The sequence below is a fragment of the Bradyrhizobium sp. WBAH42 genome, assembly GCF_024585265.1.
Classification (GTDB): domain Bacteria; phylum Pseudomonadota; class Alphaproteobacteria; order Rhizobiales; family Xanthobacteraceae; genus Bradyrhizobium.
Genome location: NZ_CP036533.1, coordinates 2,533,753 through 2,553,441, shown reverse-complemented (window position 1 = coordinate 2,553,441; position 19,689 = coordinate 2,533,753). Strand labels below are relative to the sequence as shown.

Here is a 19,689-nt window from a genome sequence, read left to right as displayed (position 1 = left end):
TCATGGATGGAACCGGCGATTTGTTCCATCCCTTGCAGTGCTGGGATCTAGTCGGCTCGCTGCGCGAGCGGCGAGGTCAGGATCTGATAGAGGATGATCGCGCCGAAAGTCGCGGTGCCGATGCCGCCGATCGTGAACGCACCGAATTTGAGCGTGAGATCGCCGGCACCTGCGGTCAGCGCCACCGCGACGGTGATCAGGTTCGCAGGGTTGGCGAAGTCGACCTTGTTCTCGACCCAGATCCGCCCCGCCATCGCGGCGATCAAGCCGAACAACACGATTGAGAGGCCGCCGATGACGGGACCCGGGATCGACAGGATCAGCGCGCCGAATTTCGGCGAGAAGCCGAGCAGGATCGACACCAAGGCTGCGAACGCAAACAGCAGGGTCGAATAGACCTTGGTCGCCGCCATCACGCCGATGTTCTCGGCATAGGTGGTGACGCCGGTGCCGCCGCCGCAGGCCGCCACGATGGTCGCGAGGCTGTCGGCGAACAAAGCGCGGCCGAGATAGGCATCGAGGCTGCGGCCCGTCATGGCGGCGACGGCCTTGATGTGCCCAAGGTTCTCGGCAACGAGAATGACCGCAACCGGCGCGATGAGGAAGATCGCATCGGCATGGAAGCTCGGCGTGGTGAAGTTCGGCAGGCCGAGCCACGGCGCGGCCGAGAGCTGGGTGAAGTCGATCGGCTTACCGAAGCCGAGGCCGTTTGCGAACAGCAGATACAACAGATAGCCGCCGGCCGCGCCGAGGATGATCGGCAGGCGGCGCCACAGGCCTGGCGCTGCAACGGCCACCACGCCGATGATCAGCACGGTGGCGAGCCCGATTCCCGTGTCGAAGGCACTCGCGCTCACCGCCTTGACCGCCACCGGCGCGAGATTGAGGCCGATCGCGGCGACGACAGCGCCGGTGACGGCCGGCGGCAGCAGCCGCTCGATCCAGCCGACGCCGGACCACATCACGACCAGCGAAATCAGGCCATACAGCACCCCGGCGCCGACGATGCCGCCCAGCGCGACCGACAGGTTTGGGTTCGGCCCCTGCCCGGCATAGCCGGTGGCGGCGATGACGACGGCGATAAAGGCGAAGCTCGAGCCGAGATAGCTCGGCACGCGCCCGGCAACGACGAAGAAGAAGATCAGCGTGCCGACGCCCGAGAACAGAACTGCAACGTTGGGATCGAACCCCATCAGCAGCGGCGCGATGATCGTCGCGCCGGACATCGCGACGCAATGTTGAAGACCCGAGACGATGGTCTGCCCCCAGGACAGCCGCTCCTCCGGCATGATCACGCCCGAGGTCTTGAGCTTCCAACGTGGAAAATAGCCTTGCCCCTGCTCGCCCGAGCCTGTTGCGATCGTCATGTTCCCACCCAAGTTGCGGCGCAACGATCGATGGTCGTGCCAACAGACAAAAATGTGATTATCGCTTCTGCGGCGCCCATCACATGATGCAAATCGTGCACGATCAATCCGTTCCCGAGCCTGCATTATGACACAGATCGCAATTCCGTCAGCCATCCAGCGCCGGCACCAGCCCTGGTACAAGATCCTCTACGTCCAGGTGCTGATCGCGATCGTGCTCGGCGTGCTCATCGGCTATGTCTATCCCGATCTCGGCAAGGCCTTGAAACCGCTCGGCGACGGCTTCATCGCGCTGATCAAGATGATGATCGCGCCCGTGATCTTCTGCACCGTGGTGCACGGCATCTCCTCGATGGGCGATCTGAAGCGGGTCGGTCGGGTCGGGCTGAAATCGCTGATCTATTTCGAGACGGTCTCGACCGTGGCCCTCGCGGTCGGCCTTTTGGTCGGCGAGATTCTCCAGCCCGGGCACGGCTTCAATATCGATCCGGCCACGATCGACCCGAATTCGGTGGCGACCTACGTCACCAAGGCCAAGGAGGAGGGCATCGTCGCCCATCTGATGGCGATCATTCCCGACAGCTATCTGGGCGCGATTGCGCGCGGCGACCTGCTCCAGGTGCTGCTGATCTCGATCCTCTCCGGCTTCGCCATCGCCTTTCTCGGCAAGGCCGGCGAGCCCATTGCGGACGCGATCGACAAGGCGGCGAAGATGTTCTTCGGCATCATCCGCATCATCGTGCGCGTCGCGCCGATCGGCGCCTTCGGCGCCATGGCGTTCACCGTCGGCGCTTATGGTCTCGGCTCACTGCTCAATCTCGCCGCCCTGATCGGCACGTTCTATCTGACCAGCATCCTGTTCGTGCTGATCGTGCTGGGCTCGATCGCCCGGCTCGCCGGCTTCTCGATCCTGCGCTTCATCGCCTATATCAAGGACGAGCTCCTGATCGTGCTCGGCACCTCGTCCTCCGAGACCGTGCTGCCGCAGATGATCCAGAAGATGGAGCATCTCGGCGCCTCACGCTCCGTGGTCGGCCTCGTCATCCCCACCGGCTACAGCTTCAATCTCGATGGGACCAACATCTACATGACGCTGGCGACGCTGTTCCTGGCGCAGGCAACCAACACCCATCTGACCATCTGGCAGGAGCTCGGCATTTTGGGCATCGCCATGATCACCTCCAAGGGGGCCTCGGGCGTGACCGGCGCTGGCTTCATCACACTCGCCGCGACGCTGTCGATCGTGCCTGATATCCCGATCCAGTCGATCGCGATCCTTGTCGGCATCGACAAGTTCATGAGCGAATGCCGCGCGCTCACCAATCTGATCGGCAATGGCGTCGCCTGCGTCGTCATCAGCATCTCCGAAGGCGAGCTCGACCGCGACGCGCTGCACGAGACCATGGCGCATCCGCTGGAGATCGGCGAGGCGCTGGAGCCGGGCGGAGGCGCGGCGTCGTAGTCCGCGCAGTCGGTGAGCAGACGACGCCTAGTTCCAATGCGGTAGTTTCCCGGAGTAGAAAATCGATGCGGTCCGCGTCACAACAATGGCGTTGGGATCACGGATTGATACTCATTCTTTCCGCCCGACGCGCTGGGGGCAGGGCGTCGGGCTTTTGAAAATCATTACCGCATGCGATCTGGCGGCGGGTCGAATTCCCTCTCATGAATGCGCTGACAAGATCGGGCGATCGCCCGATCTCGGTCCCGCCGATCGCGATCAGCCCTTCAGCGCGGTCACCACCACCTCGATCAGCGCGCCGCCGCCAAGATCGGCGACGCCGACGGTGGCGCGGGTCGGCAGGTTGTCGCCGAAGAATTCGGTCCAGGCCGCGTCCATCTCCTTCTTCTTGGAGAGATCGGTGACAAAGATCGAGGCGCTGACCACGCGCGACTTGTCGGTTCCCGCTTCCTTCAGATAGCCGGCGATCTTGCCGAGGATGTTGCGGGTCTGGTCCCCCATCGAGACCGAGGTGTCGTCGGCGATGGTGCCGCCGAGGAAGACGAAGCCATTGGCTTCGACGGCGCGGTGCATGATGGGCGTGCGGATGCTGCGGGTGATGCTCATGATGTCCTCTTCTTTTTAGAGCGTGGAGCGGTGAAAGCGGTCGATGCCGAGATCGCTGACGCGGGTCTGGGTGCCGCCGTTGACGATCAGCTCCGCCATCACGGCGCCGGCGCCGGGGCCGAGCTGGAAACCGTGCAGCGAGAAGCCGAACTGGTGATAGAGGCCCTTGTGACGGGAGCTCGGCCCGAACACGGGGATGTCGTCCTTCATCTTTGCTTCGATGCCGGCCCAGGCGCGGACGATGGTGGCGCTGCGCATCACCGGGAACAGCTCGAACACCGTTTGCGCGCTGGTCGCAAGGCTCTTCCAGTCCAGCACCGTCTCGTTGCGATCCTGATAGGGCGTCGCCAGATGGCCGCCGCCGATCAGCACGGTGCCGTTCTTGAACTGCTTGAACGACAGTTTTCGCCCGCGCAGGATCACGACGGGATCGATGAAGTGCGGCACGCGCGAGGTGATCATCAGCATCGGCGCCACGGTCTCGACCGGCACGGGTTCGCCGAGATCAGCCGCGATCTTGCCGGCCCAGGCGCCGGCGGCGTTGACCAGCACCGGCGCGGCAAAGCTCTCCGAACCGACATCGACGTGCCAGAGGCCGTCGCTATAGCGGATGTTGCCGGCGGCCACGCCTTCGCGCACGGTTGCACCGAGCTGCTCGGCCTTGCGGCGGAACGCCGTTGTCGTCTGCGCCGGATTGGCTGCTCCGTCGCGGCGGGAGACCACGCCACCGGGACAGGTCTCGGCCACCGCCGGCACGAGCCGGCGCAATTCCGCGGCGTCGATCAGTTCTTCGTGGGTAAAGCCCAGCGCATTGAGCTCGGTGACACGCGCACGGCAGACGGCGAGCTCGTCCTCGTTTTCGGCGACCAGCACCTGACCGTAGCTCTCGAAGCTGCAATCGTCGTCGAGGAGGTCCGAAATCTTCTCCCAGATGCCCATGGAGCGGATCGAGAGTGGGATTTCTGGAATGTGCCGGGCGAGCTGGCGAACGCCACCGGCGTTGACGCCCGAGGCGTGACGGCCGGCATAGTCCTTTTCGATCAGCAGCGGCTTCAGGCCGGCGAGACACAAATGCAGCGTGGTCGAGCACCCGTGGATGCCGCCGCCAATGACGATCGCATCCACGTTTCGTGTCATCCGCGCACCACGGCCTTGACGTCGGCCTCGCTCTTGGGAACAGCGGCGAGCTCGGCCAGCGTGATCGGCTTCACCGGCGCGCGCAGCCGGTAGTAACCGATCTCCTGCGGGGTCTTGCCGCGCGCCTGCGCCATCAGTTCGGTGACGGTGAGGCCGCAGAGCCGGCCCTGGCACGGGCCCATGCCGGTGCGGCGATAGGCCTTGAGCTGGTTCGGCCCGGTCGCACCGATTGCGACGGAATCCAGAACGTCCTTGGCGGTCACCTCCTCGCAGCGGCAGACGATGGTATCGCCCGCGGGAATGCGGAACTGCGGCGCCGGGCGGAACAGCGTGTCGAGGAAGACGCGGCCGCGCTCGGCCCTGGCGAGGTCGGAACGGAGCGTCGCCATTGCGGGAAGTCTTGCGGCAGAAGCGGGCGCCAGTGCTTCCACCGCGGCGCGCGCGGCAATGAGACCGCGCACCACAGCGGCATTCGCGCCGCCGATGCCGGCGCCATCGCCCGCGATCGCAATGCCCGCGACCGACGAATTGCCGCTTGCATCGAGCACCGGCGACCAGCACAGCTGCAAATCATCCCAGCGATGCTCGATGCCGGCCGACATCGCCAGATTGACGTTGGGCACGACGCCCTGATGCAGCAGCAACAGATCGGCCGGAATGGTCTCGCGCTTGCCGCCGGCGACATAGCTGACGCTCGCGAGCTGGCCGTCGCCAGCCGCGGCGAGCTCGGTGACGCCCGAGACGACCTGCACCTTCGCCTTCACCTCGCGCATCATCGAGAGGCCCTTGGCGAAATAGGGCGACGTCAGGAATGCAAAGGCGTGCGGCAGCGCCGCGAGATAATTGCCGCGCTCGGTGGTGTCGAGGATGCGATCGATGCGGCCGCCGAGCCGCAAAATCTGCGCGGCGAGCAGCCAGAGCAGCGGCCCCTGCCCTGCGATCACCGTGCGTCCGTCGGGCACCAGGGCCGACGATTTCAGCATGGTCTGGGCCGCGCCTGCGGTCATCACGCCCGGCAGCGTCCAGCCGGGAATCGGGAACGGCCGCTCAAGCGCGCCGGTCGAAAGGATCACGCGCTTGGCCTTGACGAAGGCCGAGGCGCCGCCGATCGAGACGGCGATGTCGAGATTGCGGTCGAGACTCCAGACCGTGGCACGCTGGATCATTTCGGCATTGCTCGCGCGCAGCGACTGCACGAGATCGGCCCCGACCCAATAGTCCGGGCCGAGCTGGTTGCGGTCCGTCACGGGTGTCGAGGCGATCGCCCGAAACACCTGACCGCCAGGGCCGATGTTCTCATCGAGCAGCAGCGTCGACAGGCCGGCCTCGGCAGATGTGGCCGCAGCGGCGAGGCCGGCGGGCCCGGCGCCGATCACCACGACGTCGTAATTTTCGCGCTTGGGAGCCACACTCATCTTCCGATCTCCCGCTTGCCCTTCTGAATCTCGATCTGCATGCCCTCGGCGACGGGCACGAGACAGCCTTGCCGATTGCCGACGCCGTCGATGGTGACGAGGCAGTCGAAACAGACGCCCATCATGCAGTAGGGCAGACGCGGTGCGCCGCTGACTGCGGTGGAACGCCGTGCGTCAACGCCGGAGGCCAGCAGCGCGGCCGAGACGGTGTCGCCCTGGCGCGCCGCAACGGCAACGCCGTCGACGAAGATCTGCACCTGTGGGCGCTTGTCCTGTTCGGATCGTCTAAACATGGGATGCCCCTTGGCTCCTTGTGATCTCTAGTAGCCGCTGCTGTTGGCAGCGCCTGCGCCACCAAAGCGGCTGGCGGAGAACGCACCAACCAGCTCCGGCTCGAGCGCGCCCTGCGCCACCATGCGCGCAATCTCGAAGGCATGGTTGGAAGCCAGCGTCACGCCGGAATGGCAACAGGCGACGAAGGCGCCGGGATGCGTCTCCGACTGGTCGTAGATCGGAAAGCCGTCCTGCGGCATGACGCGAATGCCCGACCAGCTCCGGACCACGTTGAGCCGCGACAGATGCGGGAACATCCGCTGCGCGCGATCAGCCATCACGCCGCTGATCGAAGGCTTCAGCGTGCGATCGTCGAGCTCGTCCTCCTTGCTGTCGCCGATCATCACCGTACCCTCGTCGGTCTGACGGATCGTGGTCAGCGGATGCGGCAGGAACGGCATGGTGCGCTCGGTCACCACGACTTGGCCACGGGTCGGGCCCATCGGAGCAAAGAGGCCGACCATCGGCGCGAGCGTCTGGTTGACATTGCCGGCGGCGAGCACGATCTTGGCGGCACGCAGCTCGCCCTTAGGCGTCGTCAGGCGAAATTCGCCGCCGCTCTTGCTGATCGCCGAGACCGGACGCTCCGGAAAATAGTCGATGCCGAACGCAACGAAGCCGGTGTGGAAGGCGCGGAACGTGCGCAGCGAATTGACATGGCCGTCGAGCGGACAGTAACTGCCGCCGGAGACCTCGGGCCCGATCAGCGGCAGCGCCTTCTTCAGCTCGGACGGCCGCAGCATTTCCATCTTGTAGTCGGCCGCGCCGGCCTGGTTGTGCATGCGCTTGACGAGCTCGGTGCGCTGGCCGAATTCGTCCTCGCCGAGGGTGAGGTGAAAACCGCCATTCTGCTGAAGGGCAACGTCGAGGCCAGTCTGCTGCTTCAACTCGGAGGCAAGCCGGCCCCATGCCTGCGAGGCCTGCACGGTCCACACCGTATAGGCGGGCATGCCGAGCCCCTTGCTCTGCACCCACACCAGCGCGAAGTTCGCGCGCGAGGCGCGCTTGGTGATGTCGCCTTCGTCGAGCACGGCGACCTTCTTGCCGAGCCGGCCGAGGCCCCAGGCAATGGCGGAGCCGAGCAGTCCGCCGCCGACGACGGCGACGTCGTAATCCGTTCGCATAGGTTCTCCTATCGTCCCGTATCGCCCTTGCCGGCGAGCACACGGTCGAGCCCGTAGAAGCGGTCGAGCAGAATGAGGGCGGTCATGGTGATCGCGATCACGCAGGCCGAGACCGACGTCACCAGCGGATCGATGTTGTCCTGGATGTAAAGGAACATCCGCACCGGCAACGTCTCGGTGCCCGGCGCGGCGAGGAAGACGGTCATGGTGAGATCGTCGAAAGACTGGATGAAGGCGAGCGCCCAGCCACTGATGACGCCGGGCAGGATCAGCGGCAAGGTCACGCGGCGGAACAGCGTCCAGCCGCCCGCACCGAGCGAGACGGCAGCCATTTCGACCGAGCGATCCATGCCGGTCGCAGCCGCCAAGGTCAGCCGCAGCGCGAACGGAAACACGATGATGACATGGGCGATGATCAGCGCTGCAAAGCTGCCGCCGAGGCCCGCCGAGGTGAAGAAGCGCAGGAAGGCGATGCCGAGCACGACATGCGGGATCATCAGGGGCGACAGGAACAACGCCGCCAGCGCATCGCGGCCGCGAAAGCGATAGCGCGCGATTGCCAGCGCCGCCGGTACCGCGAACAGGAGCGCCACGAGCGAGGACAGCGCGCCGAGGCCGAGGCTGACCCAGAACGCGTGGATGAATTCGGGATAGTTCAGGATGGTCCTGAACCAGCGCAGCGAAAACCCGTTGGTCGGTAGCGACAGAAACCCTTCGGGGGTGAAGGCGACGAGGCAGACCACTAGGATCGGCGCCACCATGACGATGACGAAGATGGTGTGGAAGATCAACGCGAGCGGACCGTTCTGCCTCATCGGAACACCTCGGCATAGCGGCGCTCGATCAGCGCATTGCTGCCGACCACGATCAGCACCAGCGCGACCAGCAGCAGCGTTGCGACCGCAGCTCCCAGCGGCCAGTTCAGGGTGTTGAGGAACTCGTCATAGGCAAGCGTCGCGGCGACCTTGAGCCGGCGGCCGCCGATGATCGCCGGTGTGGCGAAAGCGCTGGCAGAGAGCGAGAACACAATGATGGCACCCGACAGCACGCCCGGCATGATCTGCGGCATGATGATTCGGCGGATGATGGTCGCGGGGCCCGCGCCGAGCGACATCGCGGCATTCTCGATCTGCGGGTCGAGCCGCTGCAGCGCCGCCCAGACCGAGAGCACCATGAACGGCATCATCACATGCGCGAGCGCGACCACCATGCCGGTTTCGGTGAACATGAACGGAATGGGCGAACGGATCGCGCCGAGCGACATCAGGAGCTTGTTGACGAGACCGTTGTTGCCGCCGAACAGCAGCGCCCAGCCGAGCGTGCGCGCCACGACGGAGATCAACAGCGGTCCGAGAATGACCAGCAGGAAAAAGCTCTTCCAGCGGCCGCTCATGCGGTTGAGGATGTAGGCTTCGGGCGCGCCGAGCAGCGCGGTGAGCAGCGTGGTCAGGATCGCGATGCGGAACGTCCGCCAGAACATCTCGGCGTAATAGGGATCGGTCGCCATCTCGTGCCAGTTCTTCAGGATGAAGACCGGCTCGATGCCCTTGTACTGGCCCCAATCGTGGAACGACAGCATCACCGTCATCGCCAGCGGAATCAGCAGCACGCCGGCGAACAGCATCAGGGCGGGCGCGGTCAGCGCCCACGGCGCGCGTAGGCTGCGCTCCTCGGCGGCCATGCTCATGTGCCGGCCCTCGCGCGCACGCTCATGTCCTCGGCCCGCCAGGTGAGGCGAACCGCGTCGCCTTCGTCCGGCTGCGCCTGCCCATCGTTCTGACGGATGACGATCGCCGGGCCGCATTCGCTGTCGCACTGGAACAGCCAGTGATTGCCCTGGAAGATTCGCGTGATGATTTTTGCGCTGAGGCCGGTATCGCCAAAGCCGATTCTTTCGGGCCGAACGCTGACGGTCACGGGCCCGCCAAGCGCGGCCGGCGCCGGTGCGCGCCAGGAGCCCGCCACCAGTTGCGTCGGCGAGACGGTCCGGTCGATGGTTCCGGCAAAATCGTTGGTCTTGCCGAGGAATTGCGAGACGAAGGCGGAGGCCGGCTTCTCGTAAGTCTCTTGCGGCGTGCCGATCTGCTCGATCTTGCCCTGGCTCATCACCACGATGCGGTCGGACAGCGACATCGCCTCGTTCTGGTCGTGGGTGACCAGGATCGTGGTGGTGCCGACGGTGCGCTGGATCTGGCGCAGCTCGATCTGCATCTCCTCGCGCAGCTTGGCGTCGAGGTTCGACAGCGGCTCGTCGAGCAACAGAACGCTCGGCTTGATCACCAGCGCACGCGCCAGCGCCACGCGCTGCTGCTGGCCCCCGGACATGCGGCGCGGATGACGGTCCTCATATCCGGCGAGCCCCACCATCGCGAGCGCGGCGCGCACGCGCTCGGCCCGTTCGGTGCGCGGCACGCCACGCATCTCCAGGCCAAAGGCGACGTTCTCCGCCGCGGTCATGTGCGGAAACAGAGCGTAGCTCTGGAACACGATGCCGAGGCCGCGCTTGGCCGGATGGATCGCGGTCAGGTCCTTGCCCTCGAGGCGGATCGCGCCGCGCGTGGGATCGAGGAAGCCCGCGATCATCTGCAAGGTCGTGGTCTTGCCGCAGCCGGACGGGCCGAGGAAGGAGATGAACTCCCCCTTCCCCACCGACAGGCTGAAGTCGTCAACCACAGTCTGCGTGCCGAACTGCTTGGCGACCCGATCGAGCTCGAGATAGGCCATGGCGCTGTCTCCGCGGCGACCGATCAGCGCTCGACCTCGCGATTCCAGCGCTTGGTCCACTCCTCGCGCTTCTCGTTAATCACGGTCCAGTCCGGATTGTAGAGCTTCGCCGCGCGCTCCCCGATCGGCGCCATCTTGCCGAGCTCCGGGGGGATCACCAGCGATTTCAGCACCGGGCCGTAGCCGTAATCCTTCAGCATCACGAGCTGGATCTTTGGATCGAGCAGCATCTTGACGAAGCTCGCCGCCAGCGGCGAAGCATTGGGCTTGTTGATCGGACACGCCGTGGTCAGCAGCGTCGCCGCGCCTTCCTTGGGGTAGACGAAGTCGACGGGAAAGCCGGTATTGGCAAAGCTCTGCACGCGGCCGGTGCCCCACACCGCGATCACGGCCTGGCCGGACTGGAACAGCTCGGTCATCTTGCCCGGCGACGGCTCATAGGCCAGCACGTTCGGGTTGATCTGCTCCTTGAAGATCTTGAAGCCGGAATCGACGTTGGTCTCGCCGCCGCCGTTCATCTTCGACAGCATCACCAGCGCTTCGAGACCGTAGGTGTTGTTGATCGGCGGGATCACGAGCTGTTTTGCGTATTTCGTGTCCTTCAGGTCGTTCCACGAGGTCGGCGGCGCCCAGCCCTTCTCCTTGAACACCTTGGTGTTGTACATCAGGCCGGTGGCGACGATGCCGATCGCGACCGCGCGATCATCCTTGAAACGCGCGGTGTCGTAGAGATCGGCGGGCAGGCCGTCGAGCTTGCCGCAGAAGCCGAGCTGGATCGCCTGGTACATCGGGCCGTCATCGACGATGGCGACGTCGATCTGCTGGTTGCCCTTCTGCGCCTGGAGTTTGGCCAGCGTGTCGGTGGAGTTGCCGGCGACGTATTCGACCTTGACGCCGTTCTCCTTCTCGAAGGCCGGGATCACCTCGTCGCGGATGGTCTTCTCGAACGAGCCGCCATAGCCGGCGACATAGAGCGTTTTCTGCTGGGCCCAGGCGACTGATGGGGAGGCAATGAGCGCTGCGATGCTGACCGCGGTCAGAAGGCGAAAAGTCTTCATGTGGACCGATCTCCAATACCGGAATGAGGTGACGTGCCGACGAGTCTCGCTGGCTGAAGCACCTTCCGCATTCCCTTCCGCGCAAACCCTCTCCGATCAGGGCTCCGGCCCCTGTTCGGCGGGTTTTTGGCGCGATCTGGAGGTTTGAACCCCTCCAATCTGCCGAAAAAGCGGGCTGTCTCCAGTCCTGATGAAAAAGATCGCAACCTATACTTCCATCGTCCAATGAATAATGGCACCCTCTGCATGCCAAAATGTTATGATTGGAATCGGGAATGGCGCGGATCAATTCGCGGCAGGTGGAGGCCTTCCGCGCGACAATGCTGACGGGCAGCGTGACCGAGGCCGCGGCGCTGATGAAGGTGACGCAGCCGGCCGTCAGCCGGTTGCTGCGCGACCTCCAGGCCCTGCTGAAAATGGAGCTGTTCGAACGGCGCGGCACCGGCCTGGTGCCGACCGCGGCGGCGATGGCGCTCTATACCGAGGTCGAGCGCTCCTTCGTCGGCCTGGAGCGCATCACTGCGGCAGCAGAAGAAATCCGCGGCCGCCGCACCGGCTCGCTACGCATCGCAGCACTGCCGGCGCTGTCGAACGGCTATCTGCCGCGGCTCACCGGTCACTTTCTGAAGGAGCGGCCCAACCTCAACCTGGCCTTCTTCGGTGTCATCTCGCCGATCGTGGTCGACTGGGTGCTGAACAATCAATGTGACGTCGGCTTTGCCGAGGTGCCGATCGCGCATTCCGGCCTGCCGAGCCAGCGGCTGCCAGCGCCAGCGCGCGTTGCAGTGCTCCCGACCGGCCATCGCCTCGCGGAGAAGGAAGTGCTGGAGCCGCGCGATTTCGAGGGCGAGACCTTCATCTCGCTGTCCGCGGGATCGTCGAGCCGTCATCTCGTCGACCAGGTCTTCCATCGCCATGATGTCCGCCGGGTGCTCAGGGTCGAAACCACGCTGTCGGAGATCATGTGCGGCATGGTGTCGTCGGGGCTCGGCGTCGCGATCTGCGATCCCTTCACGGCGCAGGAATTCGCAACGCGCGGCGTCGTCGCGCGCCGCTTCCTGCCGCGCATCGACTTCGAATTCTCCGCGGTCTTTCCGGCGCAGCGCAGTCCGTCGCCGGTCGCGCTGGATCTGGTCGAGACCATGCGCAAGGCGCTGGTGGAGTTTGAGGATTAGGGCTTGGATTTGAACAGTGCAGCTACAGGCTCGCTGCAACCTCTCCCGCTTGCGGGAGAGGTCGGCGCGTAGCGCCGGTAGAGGGCTCTCTCCACACTGAGAGTGTCCTATGAGGAGAGAGCCCTCTCCCCCGCCCTCTCCCGCAAGCGGGAGAGGGAGCGCACCGTCGTCGTGGCGTCAGCAGCGCTCAGCCGTTGAACGCCGCCTGTGCCTCCGGCAGATCCCAGATCTTGCCGATTGCGGCGGTGCCGGCCGCAATGATCGCCGCTTCATCCGCGCCGAGATAGCGTCCCTCATCGACCAGCACGCGGCCGTCGACCACGACCTGATCGATATTGGCGCGGTTGGCGAGCGCGATCAGCGCGCGGCGCGGATCGAACAGCGGCTGCAGATGCGGATGGGTGAGATCGACGACGGTGAGATCGGCGGTCGCGCCCGGCTCGATGCGGCCGAGATCGGGCCGCTTGATGACGTCGGCGGCCACCGCCGTGTTCGCCTCGATCAGCTCCGGCGAGTTCGCGACATCTGGGCGCGCCGAAGTGATCTTGGAGATCAGCGAGGCCGCATTGAGCTCGCCGAGCAGGTCCATGTTGTAGCCGTCGGTGCCGACCACGGTGCGCACGCCGTGCTCGGCGAAGCGGCTGAACGCCGCGGTGATGCCGGCACGCGCGAACACGCGCGGGCAGTTCAAGACGGTCACGCCGCGCGCAGCCATGAGCTTGAGATCGTCGTCGCTCGAGAACATGCAATGCGCCGCCATCAGATCGGGCGCGAGCAGGCCGAGCCAATCCAGATATTCTGCCGGGGTGCGGCCGCCATAGCGCTTGCCGATGGTCTCGACCTCGGCGCGGCTCTGCGCCATGTGCGTGGTGATGGGAACGCCGAGCTCGCGCGCCCGCGTGGCGCAAGCCTTCAGGAGATCGGGACCGCAGGTGTCGGTGGCGTGCGGGCTCATGGCAAGGCTGATGCGGCCGTCGCCGCGATTGTTCCAGCGCTGATAGAGCGCATCCCATGTCGCCATGTCCGCGGCACCGTCATCGCCGGAATATTGCACCACGCCGTCCGGGCCAGCCTTGGCATCGGAGGTCGAGAACAGATAGGGCGCGCCGTAGAAGCGGATGCCCATCTCCTCCGCCGCGTCGAACATTTCGGGGATCGAGTTGCGGAACGGCTCCATCACGGTGGTGGCGCCGCCCTTGAGCAGCTGGAGGATGCCGAGCCGCGCCACCGCGAGCCGTTCCTCCGCCGACAGGATGTCGGCGCCGCGCTTGGTCAGCGGCAGCAGCACCGTGTAGACGATGCTCTGGTTGTTCTTGCGGCCGTTGCCGTCCTCGGTGTGACTGCGCGCCACTGCTTCCGAAAAGCAGTGATTGTGCAGGTTGAGCAGACCGGGCAGCACGAAGCGGCCCGGGCGGTCATAGACCTGATCCGCGCTCGGTCTGTCGCGCGTGACTGCCGCGATCTTCTTGCCTTCGACCAGAACCCAGTGGTCGCGCAGCACGTCCTGCACGCCGTCTTTCCGTGACAGCACGTAGCTGCCGAAGATCGCTGTTGTGCTCATGCGGGGCGCACGTTCCAGAACACGGCGGTGCCGTCGAGAACGCCGGTGATCGCCTTGCGATAGGCGGTCGGCTGCTTGTACAGGCCGATCGGAATATAGGGGATTTCCTCGAACGCCACCGCCTGGATCTCGCGGCAGATGCGCTGCTGCTCGGCGAGCTCGGAGGCCGCCAGCCATTGGCTGCGCAACGCGCCCATCTTCGTGCTCGCATACCAGCCGGCGACCTTGCCTTCGCCGCGGATGTTGGTGTTGCCGGCCGGGTTGAGCCAGTCGATGCCCTGCCAGTTGCCGACCGCGGCGCTCCAGCCGCCCTGCGGAAGCGGATCCTTCTTCAGCTGGCGCTGCAGTACCACGGCGAAATCGAGGCCGGCATATTCGACGTTCATGCCGGCCTTGCGCAACGAGTCCACCGCGATCTCGCCGAGCGGCTTTTGCGCCAGCGAGTTGGTGGGCACGAGCAGCACGATCTTCTCGCCGTTATAGCCGGCGGCCTTGAGGTCAGCCTTGACCTTGTCGTAGTTGCGCGGGCCGCGGAACACGTCGAGGCCGACGTCGTTTGCCATCGGCGTGCCGGGTGCGAAATAGCCGATCGGCGAGACCTGGAACGCCGGATCGGTGCCGGCGACGGCCGTCATGAACGCGGACTGGTCGATCGCCCCCAACAGCGCGCGGCGGATGGCGGGATTGTCGAACGGCGGCTGCAGGTGATTGAGGCGCAGCATGCAGGCGTAGCCTCTGGGATCGAGGATTCGCGTCTCGATATCGCCGGCCGCCTTGATCACCGGGAGCAGATCGTGCGGCGTGGTTTCCTGCCAATCCTGCTCGCCGGTCTGGAGCGCGGCGACGCCGGTGCCGGCATCAGGCGTGGTTGTCCAGACCACGCGGTCGTAGTGCACGATCTTCGGCCCGGCGGTCCAATCCGGCTTGCCGTCGGTGCGCGGCTGGTAGCGCTCGAACTTGGCATAGGCGTTGCGCGCGCCCTGCACGCGCTCGTCGGCGAGATAGCGGAACGGGCCGCTGCCGATCACCTCGGTCAGCGGCTTGAACGGATCCTGGCTCGCCAGCCGCTCCGGCATCATGAAGCAGGCATTGATCGCGGCCTTGCCGAGCGCCTGCGGCAGCAGCGGGAACGGGCGCTTGAGACGGAAGCGGATGGTGCGGTCGTCGACGGCCGAGAGCTCGGCGGTCGCCTCCATCAGCTCGCCGCCAAAGCCGTCACGCGCGGCCCAGCGGCGAATGCTGGCGACGCAATCGCGTGCCAGCACGCGCTCGCCATCATGCCAGAACAGACCATCACGAAGCGTGAGGTCCCACTGCAGCTGGTCGCCAGAGATGGCTTGGCCCGACAGCATCTGCGGCGAAACCTGGAGCGAGGAGCTCATGCCGTAGAGCGTGTCGTAGACCATGAAGCCATGGTTTCGCGATACCTGCGCGGTCGAATAGATGGGGTCGACGAAAGCGAGGTCGATGACCGGGATGAAGCGCAGCGTGGACCGCGATTCAGCGCGGACAATGCCGGGCAGCGACAGCGCCGGCAGCGCCGCGCCAGCCTTCAGGAGCGAACGGCGGGAAATGGACATTAGCGGTTACCGGCCTCGTGGCGCAGGAAGTTCTCCGCGATTTTCTCGCCGGTGGTGATCCAGACATCCGGGCACGATTTTGCGTAAGTGAGGAACTCGCGCAGCAGGCGCAGCCGCATCGGACGGCCGCTGCATTGCGGATGCAGCACGGTCGTCACCATCGCACCCCAGTCGCGGACCTCATCGAGCTCGTCCTTCCACATCGAGAGCACGTGCTCCTTGGGGAAGATCGAGCGCGGGCTGAAGCGGGCGGACAGGCCGTGCATCCAATCATCGTAGCTCGCGGTCACCGGCAGCTCGATCGTGCCGGGCTTGCCGTCGGCGAGGCGATGGCGATAGGGCCTGACGTCGTCGCGGAACGAAGACGTATAGACGATGCCGTGGCGCACCAGCGCGACGCGCAGCTCCTCCGTGAACTCGCCATAGGGCGCGCGATAGCCGGTCGGCTTGACGCCGAGCCGGCGCTTCAGCGCCTCGAAGCCGCGCTCCAGCTCCTCCTCGATCCAGGGATCGCCGGGATCCGGCAACAGATGGTGATAGCCGTGATGGCCGATCTCGTGGCCGGCCTTCAGGATCGATTCCGCCATCGCCGGATGCGCGTCGACCGACCAGCCCGTGACGAAGAACGTCGCCTTGAGATCGAGCTGGTCGAGCAGCTCCAAGAGCTTCGGCGTGCCAACGCGCGCCTCGTAGCCGCCATAGCTCATGGTGATCAGCCGCTGCGCATGCACCGCATCCTTGCTGGTCCAGGCGCTCTCGGCGTCCACGTCGAACGACAGGAACATCGCCGAATTGTACGGCTTCGGCCAGGGATATTCGGGCGCGGGATCCGCGGTGTTGGCCGGAACGAGCGGAATGCTCTGGAGTGCCTTACTGTCCAGCATTGATGGTCGCCTTCTCGATTGCGTTGTCGCTCAATTTCCACTTCGCCAGCAGCGTCTTGTAGGTGCCGTCCGCAATCAGCGCGTCGACCGCCTCCAGCATTGCCTGCTGCAATGCCTTCTCCTTCACCGGCAGAGCAATGCCGGTGAATTGCTGCGCGATGGGCTCGCCCACCGTCGCATAGGTGTTGGGCTCGAGGTCTATGATGTAGGGCAGCGTCTCGTTGCCCTGGGCGGCGGCATCGATGCGGCCTTGCCGCAGCTGGGTGCGCGCGTCGGCCGAGCCGTCGGTGCCGACGACCTGGATCGGATTGCTGCCGCAATTCTTCTCGCTCCACGCCGCGATCTGGGCCGGGAACATGGTGCGGCGGCTGGAGCCGACCTTCTTGCCGCACAGTGACGTCGCATCCTTGAATTCCGCCTTGCGTGACGCCTGCACGAAGAACTGCGGGCCGCTGCGCAAATAGTCGACAAAAGAGGCGGTCTCATGCCGGCTCGCATAGTCGGTGAAGCCGGACAGGATGGCATCCACCCGCCCCGTCGAAATCGACGGCATGAATTCGGCAAAGCTGGTCTCGGTCCATTCGATCTTGAGGCCGAGCTTGCGGCCGATCGCCTCGCCAAGATCGACGTCGAAACCGGAGAGCGCGTTGGTGGCGGGATCGCGGAACTCCATCGGCGGATAGTTCGGCACGATCGCCACTTTGAGGCTGCCTCGCTTGGCGATGTCAGGCGGCAATTCGGCCGCCATCGCCGACGCGCTCATGCCGCCCAGGAACGCCGCCGCAAGCAAAAGTCTCTTCATCACCACGCTCCCAGTTTCAGATCACTGCCGAAAGAAATGCCTTGGTGCGCTCCTCGCGCGGCGCGCCCAACACGTCGGAGGCGCGACCCTGCTCGACGATCGCGCCCTGATCCATGTAGACGACGCGGTCGGCGACCTCGCGGGCGAAGCCGAGCTCGTGCGTCACCACCATCATGGTCATGCCGCTTCGCGCCAGCTCCTTCATGACCGCGAGTACCTCGCCGACCAGCTCGGGATCGAGCGCGCTGGTGGGCTCGTCGAACAGCATCAGCATCGGCTTCATGGCGAGCGCCCGCGCGATCGCGACGCGCTGCTGCTGGCCGCCAGAGAGCTGCGCCGGATAGGAATCCGCCTTCGCCGCCAGCCCGACGCGACGAAGCAGCTCGGTCGCCTCGGCGCGCACCTCGTCCAGCTTGCGCCCCTGAACCTGGGTGGGGCCTTCGGTGATGTTCTCCAGCGCGGTCTTGTGCGGAAACAGGTTGAAACGCTGGAACACCATGCCAGTCTTCAGCCGCTGCCGTCCGATCTCGCGCTCGCTGAGGCGATGGAGCCGTCCGCCGTGCTCGCGCACGCCCAGAAGCTCGCCGTCGAGCCAGATGCCGCCGGCATCGATGGTGGTAAGCTGGTTGATGCAGCGGAGCAGCGTGGTCTTGCCCGAGCCGGAGGCGCCGATCAGGCACATCACCTCGCCGGGCCAGACGTCGAGCGAGACGTTGTTGAGAGCCTGAAACTCTCCAAAGTTTTTGCTGACGGAGCGGATGGCGACGAGGGGTTTTGTCATCGCGCCAGCCGCAATGTGCCGCGTGCAAAGCGGCGTTCGAGCAGCATCTGCAGCGGCGTCAGGATCGAGACCACGAGCAGATACCAGAGCCCGGCGACGATCAGGAGCTCGATCACGCGCGAATTGGCGTAGTAGATGTTCTCGGCATTGTGCAGCAGCTCCGGATACTGGATCACGCTGGCGAGCGAGGTCGCCTTCACCATGCTGATGAACTCGTTCCCGAGCGGCGGGATCACCACGCGCATCGCCTGCGGCAGCACGATCCGCCGCAGCGCGCGCAGCCGTCCCATGCCGATCGCCTGCGCCGCCTCATACTGCCCGATATCGACCGACAGCATGCCGGCGCGCATGACTTCGGAGGTGTAGGCGCCCTGGTTGATGCCGAGCCCAAGCAGCGCGGCAAGGAACGGCGTCATGACGTCGACCGCGCGCGCGGACCACAGGCCGGGAATGCCGATGGTCGGAAACACCAGCGCGAGGTTGAACCACAGCAGCAGCTGCAGGATCAGCGGCGTGCCGCGGAACAGCCAGGTGTAGCCGGCGGCGACCGACTTCAGCACCGGATTGGGCGACAGCCGCATGATCGCGACGACGATGCCAAGAAAGATGCCGAGCATCATGGCCAGCACCGCCATCACCATGGTGTTGACGATGCCTTCGAGGATGACCTTTGCGGTCAGGAAGCGGCTGACATAGGACCATTCGATCTGGCCGTTCGCAAAGGCGCGCGCGATCGCCGCCAGCACGAGGACGATCAGGGCCGCGCTGATCCAGCGAAACCAGTGCGGCTCGCGCGCGATCCGCATGCCCGACAGATCGGGAAAGCCTTGCGCGAGTGCTGGCGCCGGCCTCATTGCGGCGCCGCATTCAGCATGGGCTTTTCGACCGCATTGGCCCCCAGGCCCCATTTGTCGAGAATGGCCTTGTAGGAGCCGTCGCCGATCATGGCGGCGAGCTTCTCGGTCACCACCTCGCGCAGGACCGCGTCGTCCTTGCGGAACATGATGCCCTGATATCCCCTAGCGAAGGCCTCGCCGACGATGCGGTATTTGCCGGGCTCCTGGGATTGCGCATAGGGCAGCGTCTCGCTGCCCTGCACGGCGGCGTCGATGCGGCCCTGCTTGAGCTGGTTGCGGACGTCGATCGAGTTCTCGCCCGGCACGTACTGGATCGCCGGCTTGCCGGCCGCCTCGCAATTCTGCTTGCTCCACTTCTCGATCTCGACCGGAAAGCTGGTGCTGCGGGTGGTACCGACTTTCTTGCCGCAAAGATCGGTCGCGTCCTTGGCGGCGTTGTCGGCCATCACGAAGAACTGCGGACCGGTTGCGAGGTAATCGACGAAATCGGCGGTCTCGCGCCGCGAGGCCCGATCCGAGATGCCGGAAATGATGAAATCGGCGCGCTTGGTCTGGAGCGAGGGGATCAGCTCGGCGAACGGCGTCTCGCTCCAGACGATCTTCAGCCCGCCGAGCCGCTTGGCGAGTTCATTGGCGAGATCGATGTCGAGCCCGACCAGCTCATTGGTCGCGGGATCGCGATACTCCATCGGCGCGTAAGTCGAGTTGACAGTGAGCTTCAACGTGCCCGCCTGCTTGATCTCCGCCGGAAGCTCGGCTGCCTGCGCCGATGTCGCGGCAGCCAGGGCTGCCAGGCTGAGGAAATACGAGAGGCGTGTCATGT

19 protein-coding genes are annotated in these 19,689 nt (G+C 65.4%); 2 read left to right on the top strand and 17 right to left on the bottom strand.

Translation table 11 applies throughout. The annotated features are described in order from the left end of the window. Positions 1-47 precede the first annotated feature (47 nt). A complete protein-coding gene (locus DCG74_RS11905) occupies positions 48-1,367 on the bottom strand; it encodes a solute carrier family 23 protein (RefSeq protein WP_172784809.1) in 1,320 nt (439 codons plus the stop codon). A gap of 127 nt (positions 1,368-1,494) precedes the next feature. Here DCG74_RS11905 and DCG74_RS11900 point away from each other — a divergent pair, with 127 nt between their 5' ends. After that, complete coding sequence (locus tag DCG74_RS11900) at positions 1,495-2,829, top strand: dicarboxylate/amino acid:cation symporter (RefSeq protein WP_172784810.1); 1,335 nt, start codon at positions 1,495-1,497, stop codon at positions 2,827-2,829. Between the two features lie 258 nt (positions 2,830-3,087). On the opposite strand, the gene DCG74_RS11895 is transcribed toward DCG74_RS11900, so the two are convergent. From DCG74_RS11895 to DCG74_RS11855, 9 genes are read right to left on the bottom strand one after another with little or no spacing between them, the layout of a single operon-like run. Further along, on the bottom strand, positions 3,088-3,435 hold the full coding sequence (locus tag DCG74_RS11895) for a RidA family protein (protein ID WP_025034068.1): 348 nt from the start codon (positions 3,433-3,435) through the stop codon (positions 3,088-3,090). A 15-nt stretch (positions 3,436-3,450) separates the two neighbouring features. After that, complete coding sequence (locus DCG74_RS11890; protein ID WP_172784811.1) at positions 3,451-4,572, bottom strand: FAD-binding oxidoreductase; 1,122 nt, start codon at positions 4,570-4,572, stop codon at positions 3,451-3,453. Further along, complete coding sequence (locus DCG74_RS11885; RefSeq protein WP_172784812.1) at positions 4,569-5,987, bottom strand: NAD(P)/FAD-dependent oxidoreductase; 1,419 nt, start codon at positions 5,985-5,987, stop codon at positions 4,569-4,571. Before DCG74_RS11885 ends, DCG74_RS11890 begins: the two co-directional genes overlap by 4 nt. Continuing rightward, positions 5,984-6,280 (bottom strand): (2Fe-2S)-binding protein, encoded by a 297-nt coding sequence (locus DCG74_RS11880; protein WP_172784813.1) that lies wholly within the window; start codon positions 6,278-6,280, stop codon positions 5,984-5,986. The genes DCG74_RS11885 and DCG74_RS11880 overlap by 4 nt, the downstream gene beginning before the upstream one ends. Before the next feature lie 27 nt (positions 6,281-6,307). Next, on the bottom strand, positions 6,308-7,444 hold the full coding sequence (locus DCG74_RS11875) for an FAD-binding oxidoreductase (protein WP_172784814.1): 1,137 nt from the start codon (positions 7,442-7,444) through the stop codon (positions 6,308-6,310). Between the two features lie 8 nt (positions 7,445-7,452). Beyond that, positions 7,453-8,259 (bottom strand): ABC transporter permease, encoded by an 807-nt coding sequence (locus tag DCG74_RS11870; RefSeq protein WP_172784815.1) that lies wholly within the window; start codon positions 8,257-8,259, stop codon positions 7,453-7,455. Next, positions 8,256-9,131, bottom strand: coding sequence for an ABC transporter permease (locus tag DCG74_RS11865; protein WP_172784816.1), 876 nt, complete (start codon positions 9,129-9,131; stop codon positions 8,256-8,258). Before DCG74_RS11865 ends, DCG74_RS11870 begins: the two co-directional genes overlap by 4 nt. Continuing rightward, positions 9,128-10,168: an ABC transporter ATP-binding protein gene (locus tag DCG74_RS11860; RefSeq protein ID WP_172784817.1), complete on the bottom strand. Its 1,041-nt coding sequence runs from the start codon at positions 10,166-10,168 to the stop codon at positions 9,128-9,130. The genes DCG74_RS11865 and DCG74_RS11860 overlap by 4 nt, the downstream gene beginning before the upstream one ends. A 23-nt stretch (positions 10,169-10,191) precedes the next feature. Continuing rightward, positions 10,192-11,226 carry an ABC transporter substrate-binding protein gene (locus DCG74_RS11855; protein ID WP_172784818.1) on the bottom strand — a complete coding sequence of 345 codons (1,035 nt, stop codon included), beginning with the start codon at positions 11,224-11,226 and terminating at the stop codon, positions 10,192-10,194. A gap of 275 nt (positions 11,227-11,501) precedes the next feature. Between DCG74_RS11855 and DCG74_RS11850 the strand changes: the two genes are divergently transcribed. Continuing rightward, positions 11,502-12,401 (top strand): LysR substrate-binding domain-containing protein, encoded by a 900-nt coding sequence (locus DCG74_RS11850; protein WP_172784819.1) that lies wholly within the window; start codon positions 11,502-11,504, stop codon positions 12,399-12,401. Between the two features lie 187 nt (positions 12,402-12,588). Here DCG74_RS11850 and DCG74_RS11845 read toward each other — a convergent pair whose 3' ends face one another. From DCG74_RS11845 to DCG74_RS11815, 7 genes are read right to left on the bottom strand one after another with little or no spacing between them, the layout of a single operon-like run. Continuing rightward, positions 12,589-13,962 carry an amidohydrolase family protein gene (locus DCG74_RS11845; protein ID WP_172784820.1) on the bottom strand — a complete coding sequence of 458 codons (1,374 nt, stop codon included), beginning with the start codon at positions 13,960-13,962 and terminating at the stop codon, positions 12,589-12,591. After that, positions 13,959-15,542, bottom strand: coding sequence for an ABC transporter substrate-binding protein (locus DCG74_RS11840; RefSeq protein WP_172784821.1), 1,584 nt, complete (start codon positions 15,540-15,542; stop codon positions 13,959-13,961). The genes DCG74_RS11845 and DCG74_RS11840 overlap by 4 nt, the downstream gene beginning before the upstream one ends. Next, entirely contained in the window at positions 15,542-16,426 is an 885-nt protein-coding gene (locus DCG74_RS11835; protein WP_172784822.1) for a polysaccharide deacetylase, read from the bottom strand. The genes DCG74_RS11840 and DCG74_RS11835 overlap by 1 nt, the downstream gene beginning before the upstream one ends. Further along, positions 16,413-17,228, bottom strand: coding sequence for an ABC transporter substrate-binding protein (locus tag DCG74_RS11830; RefSeq protein WP_172784823.1), 816 nt, complete (start codon positions 17,226-17,228; stop codon positions 16,413-16,415). The genes DCG74_RS11835 and DCG74_RS11830 overlap by 14 nt, the downstream gene beginning before the upstream one ends. A 16-nt stretch (positions 17,229-17,244) precedes the next feature. Then, a complete protein-coding gene (locus tag DCG74_RS11825; protein ID WP_172784824.1) occupies positions 17,245-18,009 on the bottom strand; it encodes an amino acid ABC transporter ATP-binding protein in 765 nt (254 codons plus the stop codon). Further along, positions 18,006-18,863 carry an amino acid ABC transporter permease gene (locus DCG74_RS11820; RefSeq protein WP_172784825.1) on the bottom strand — a complete coding sequence of 286 codons (858 nt, stop codon included), beginning with the start codon at positions 18,861-18,863 and terminating at the stop codon, positions 18,006-18,008. Before DCG74_RS11820 ends, DCG74_RS11825 begins: the two co-directional genes overlap by 4 nt. Continuing rightward, complete coding sequence (locus DCG74_RS11815; RefSeq protein WP_172784826.1) at positions 18,860-19,687, bottom strand: ABC transporter substrate-binding protein; 828 nt, start codon at positions 19,685-19,687, stop codon at positions 18,860-18,862. Before DCG74_RS11815 ends, DCG74_RS11820 begins: the two co-directional genes overlap by 4 nt. Between the last annotated feature and the right edge of the window lie 2 nt (positions 19,688-19,689).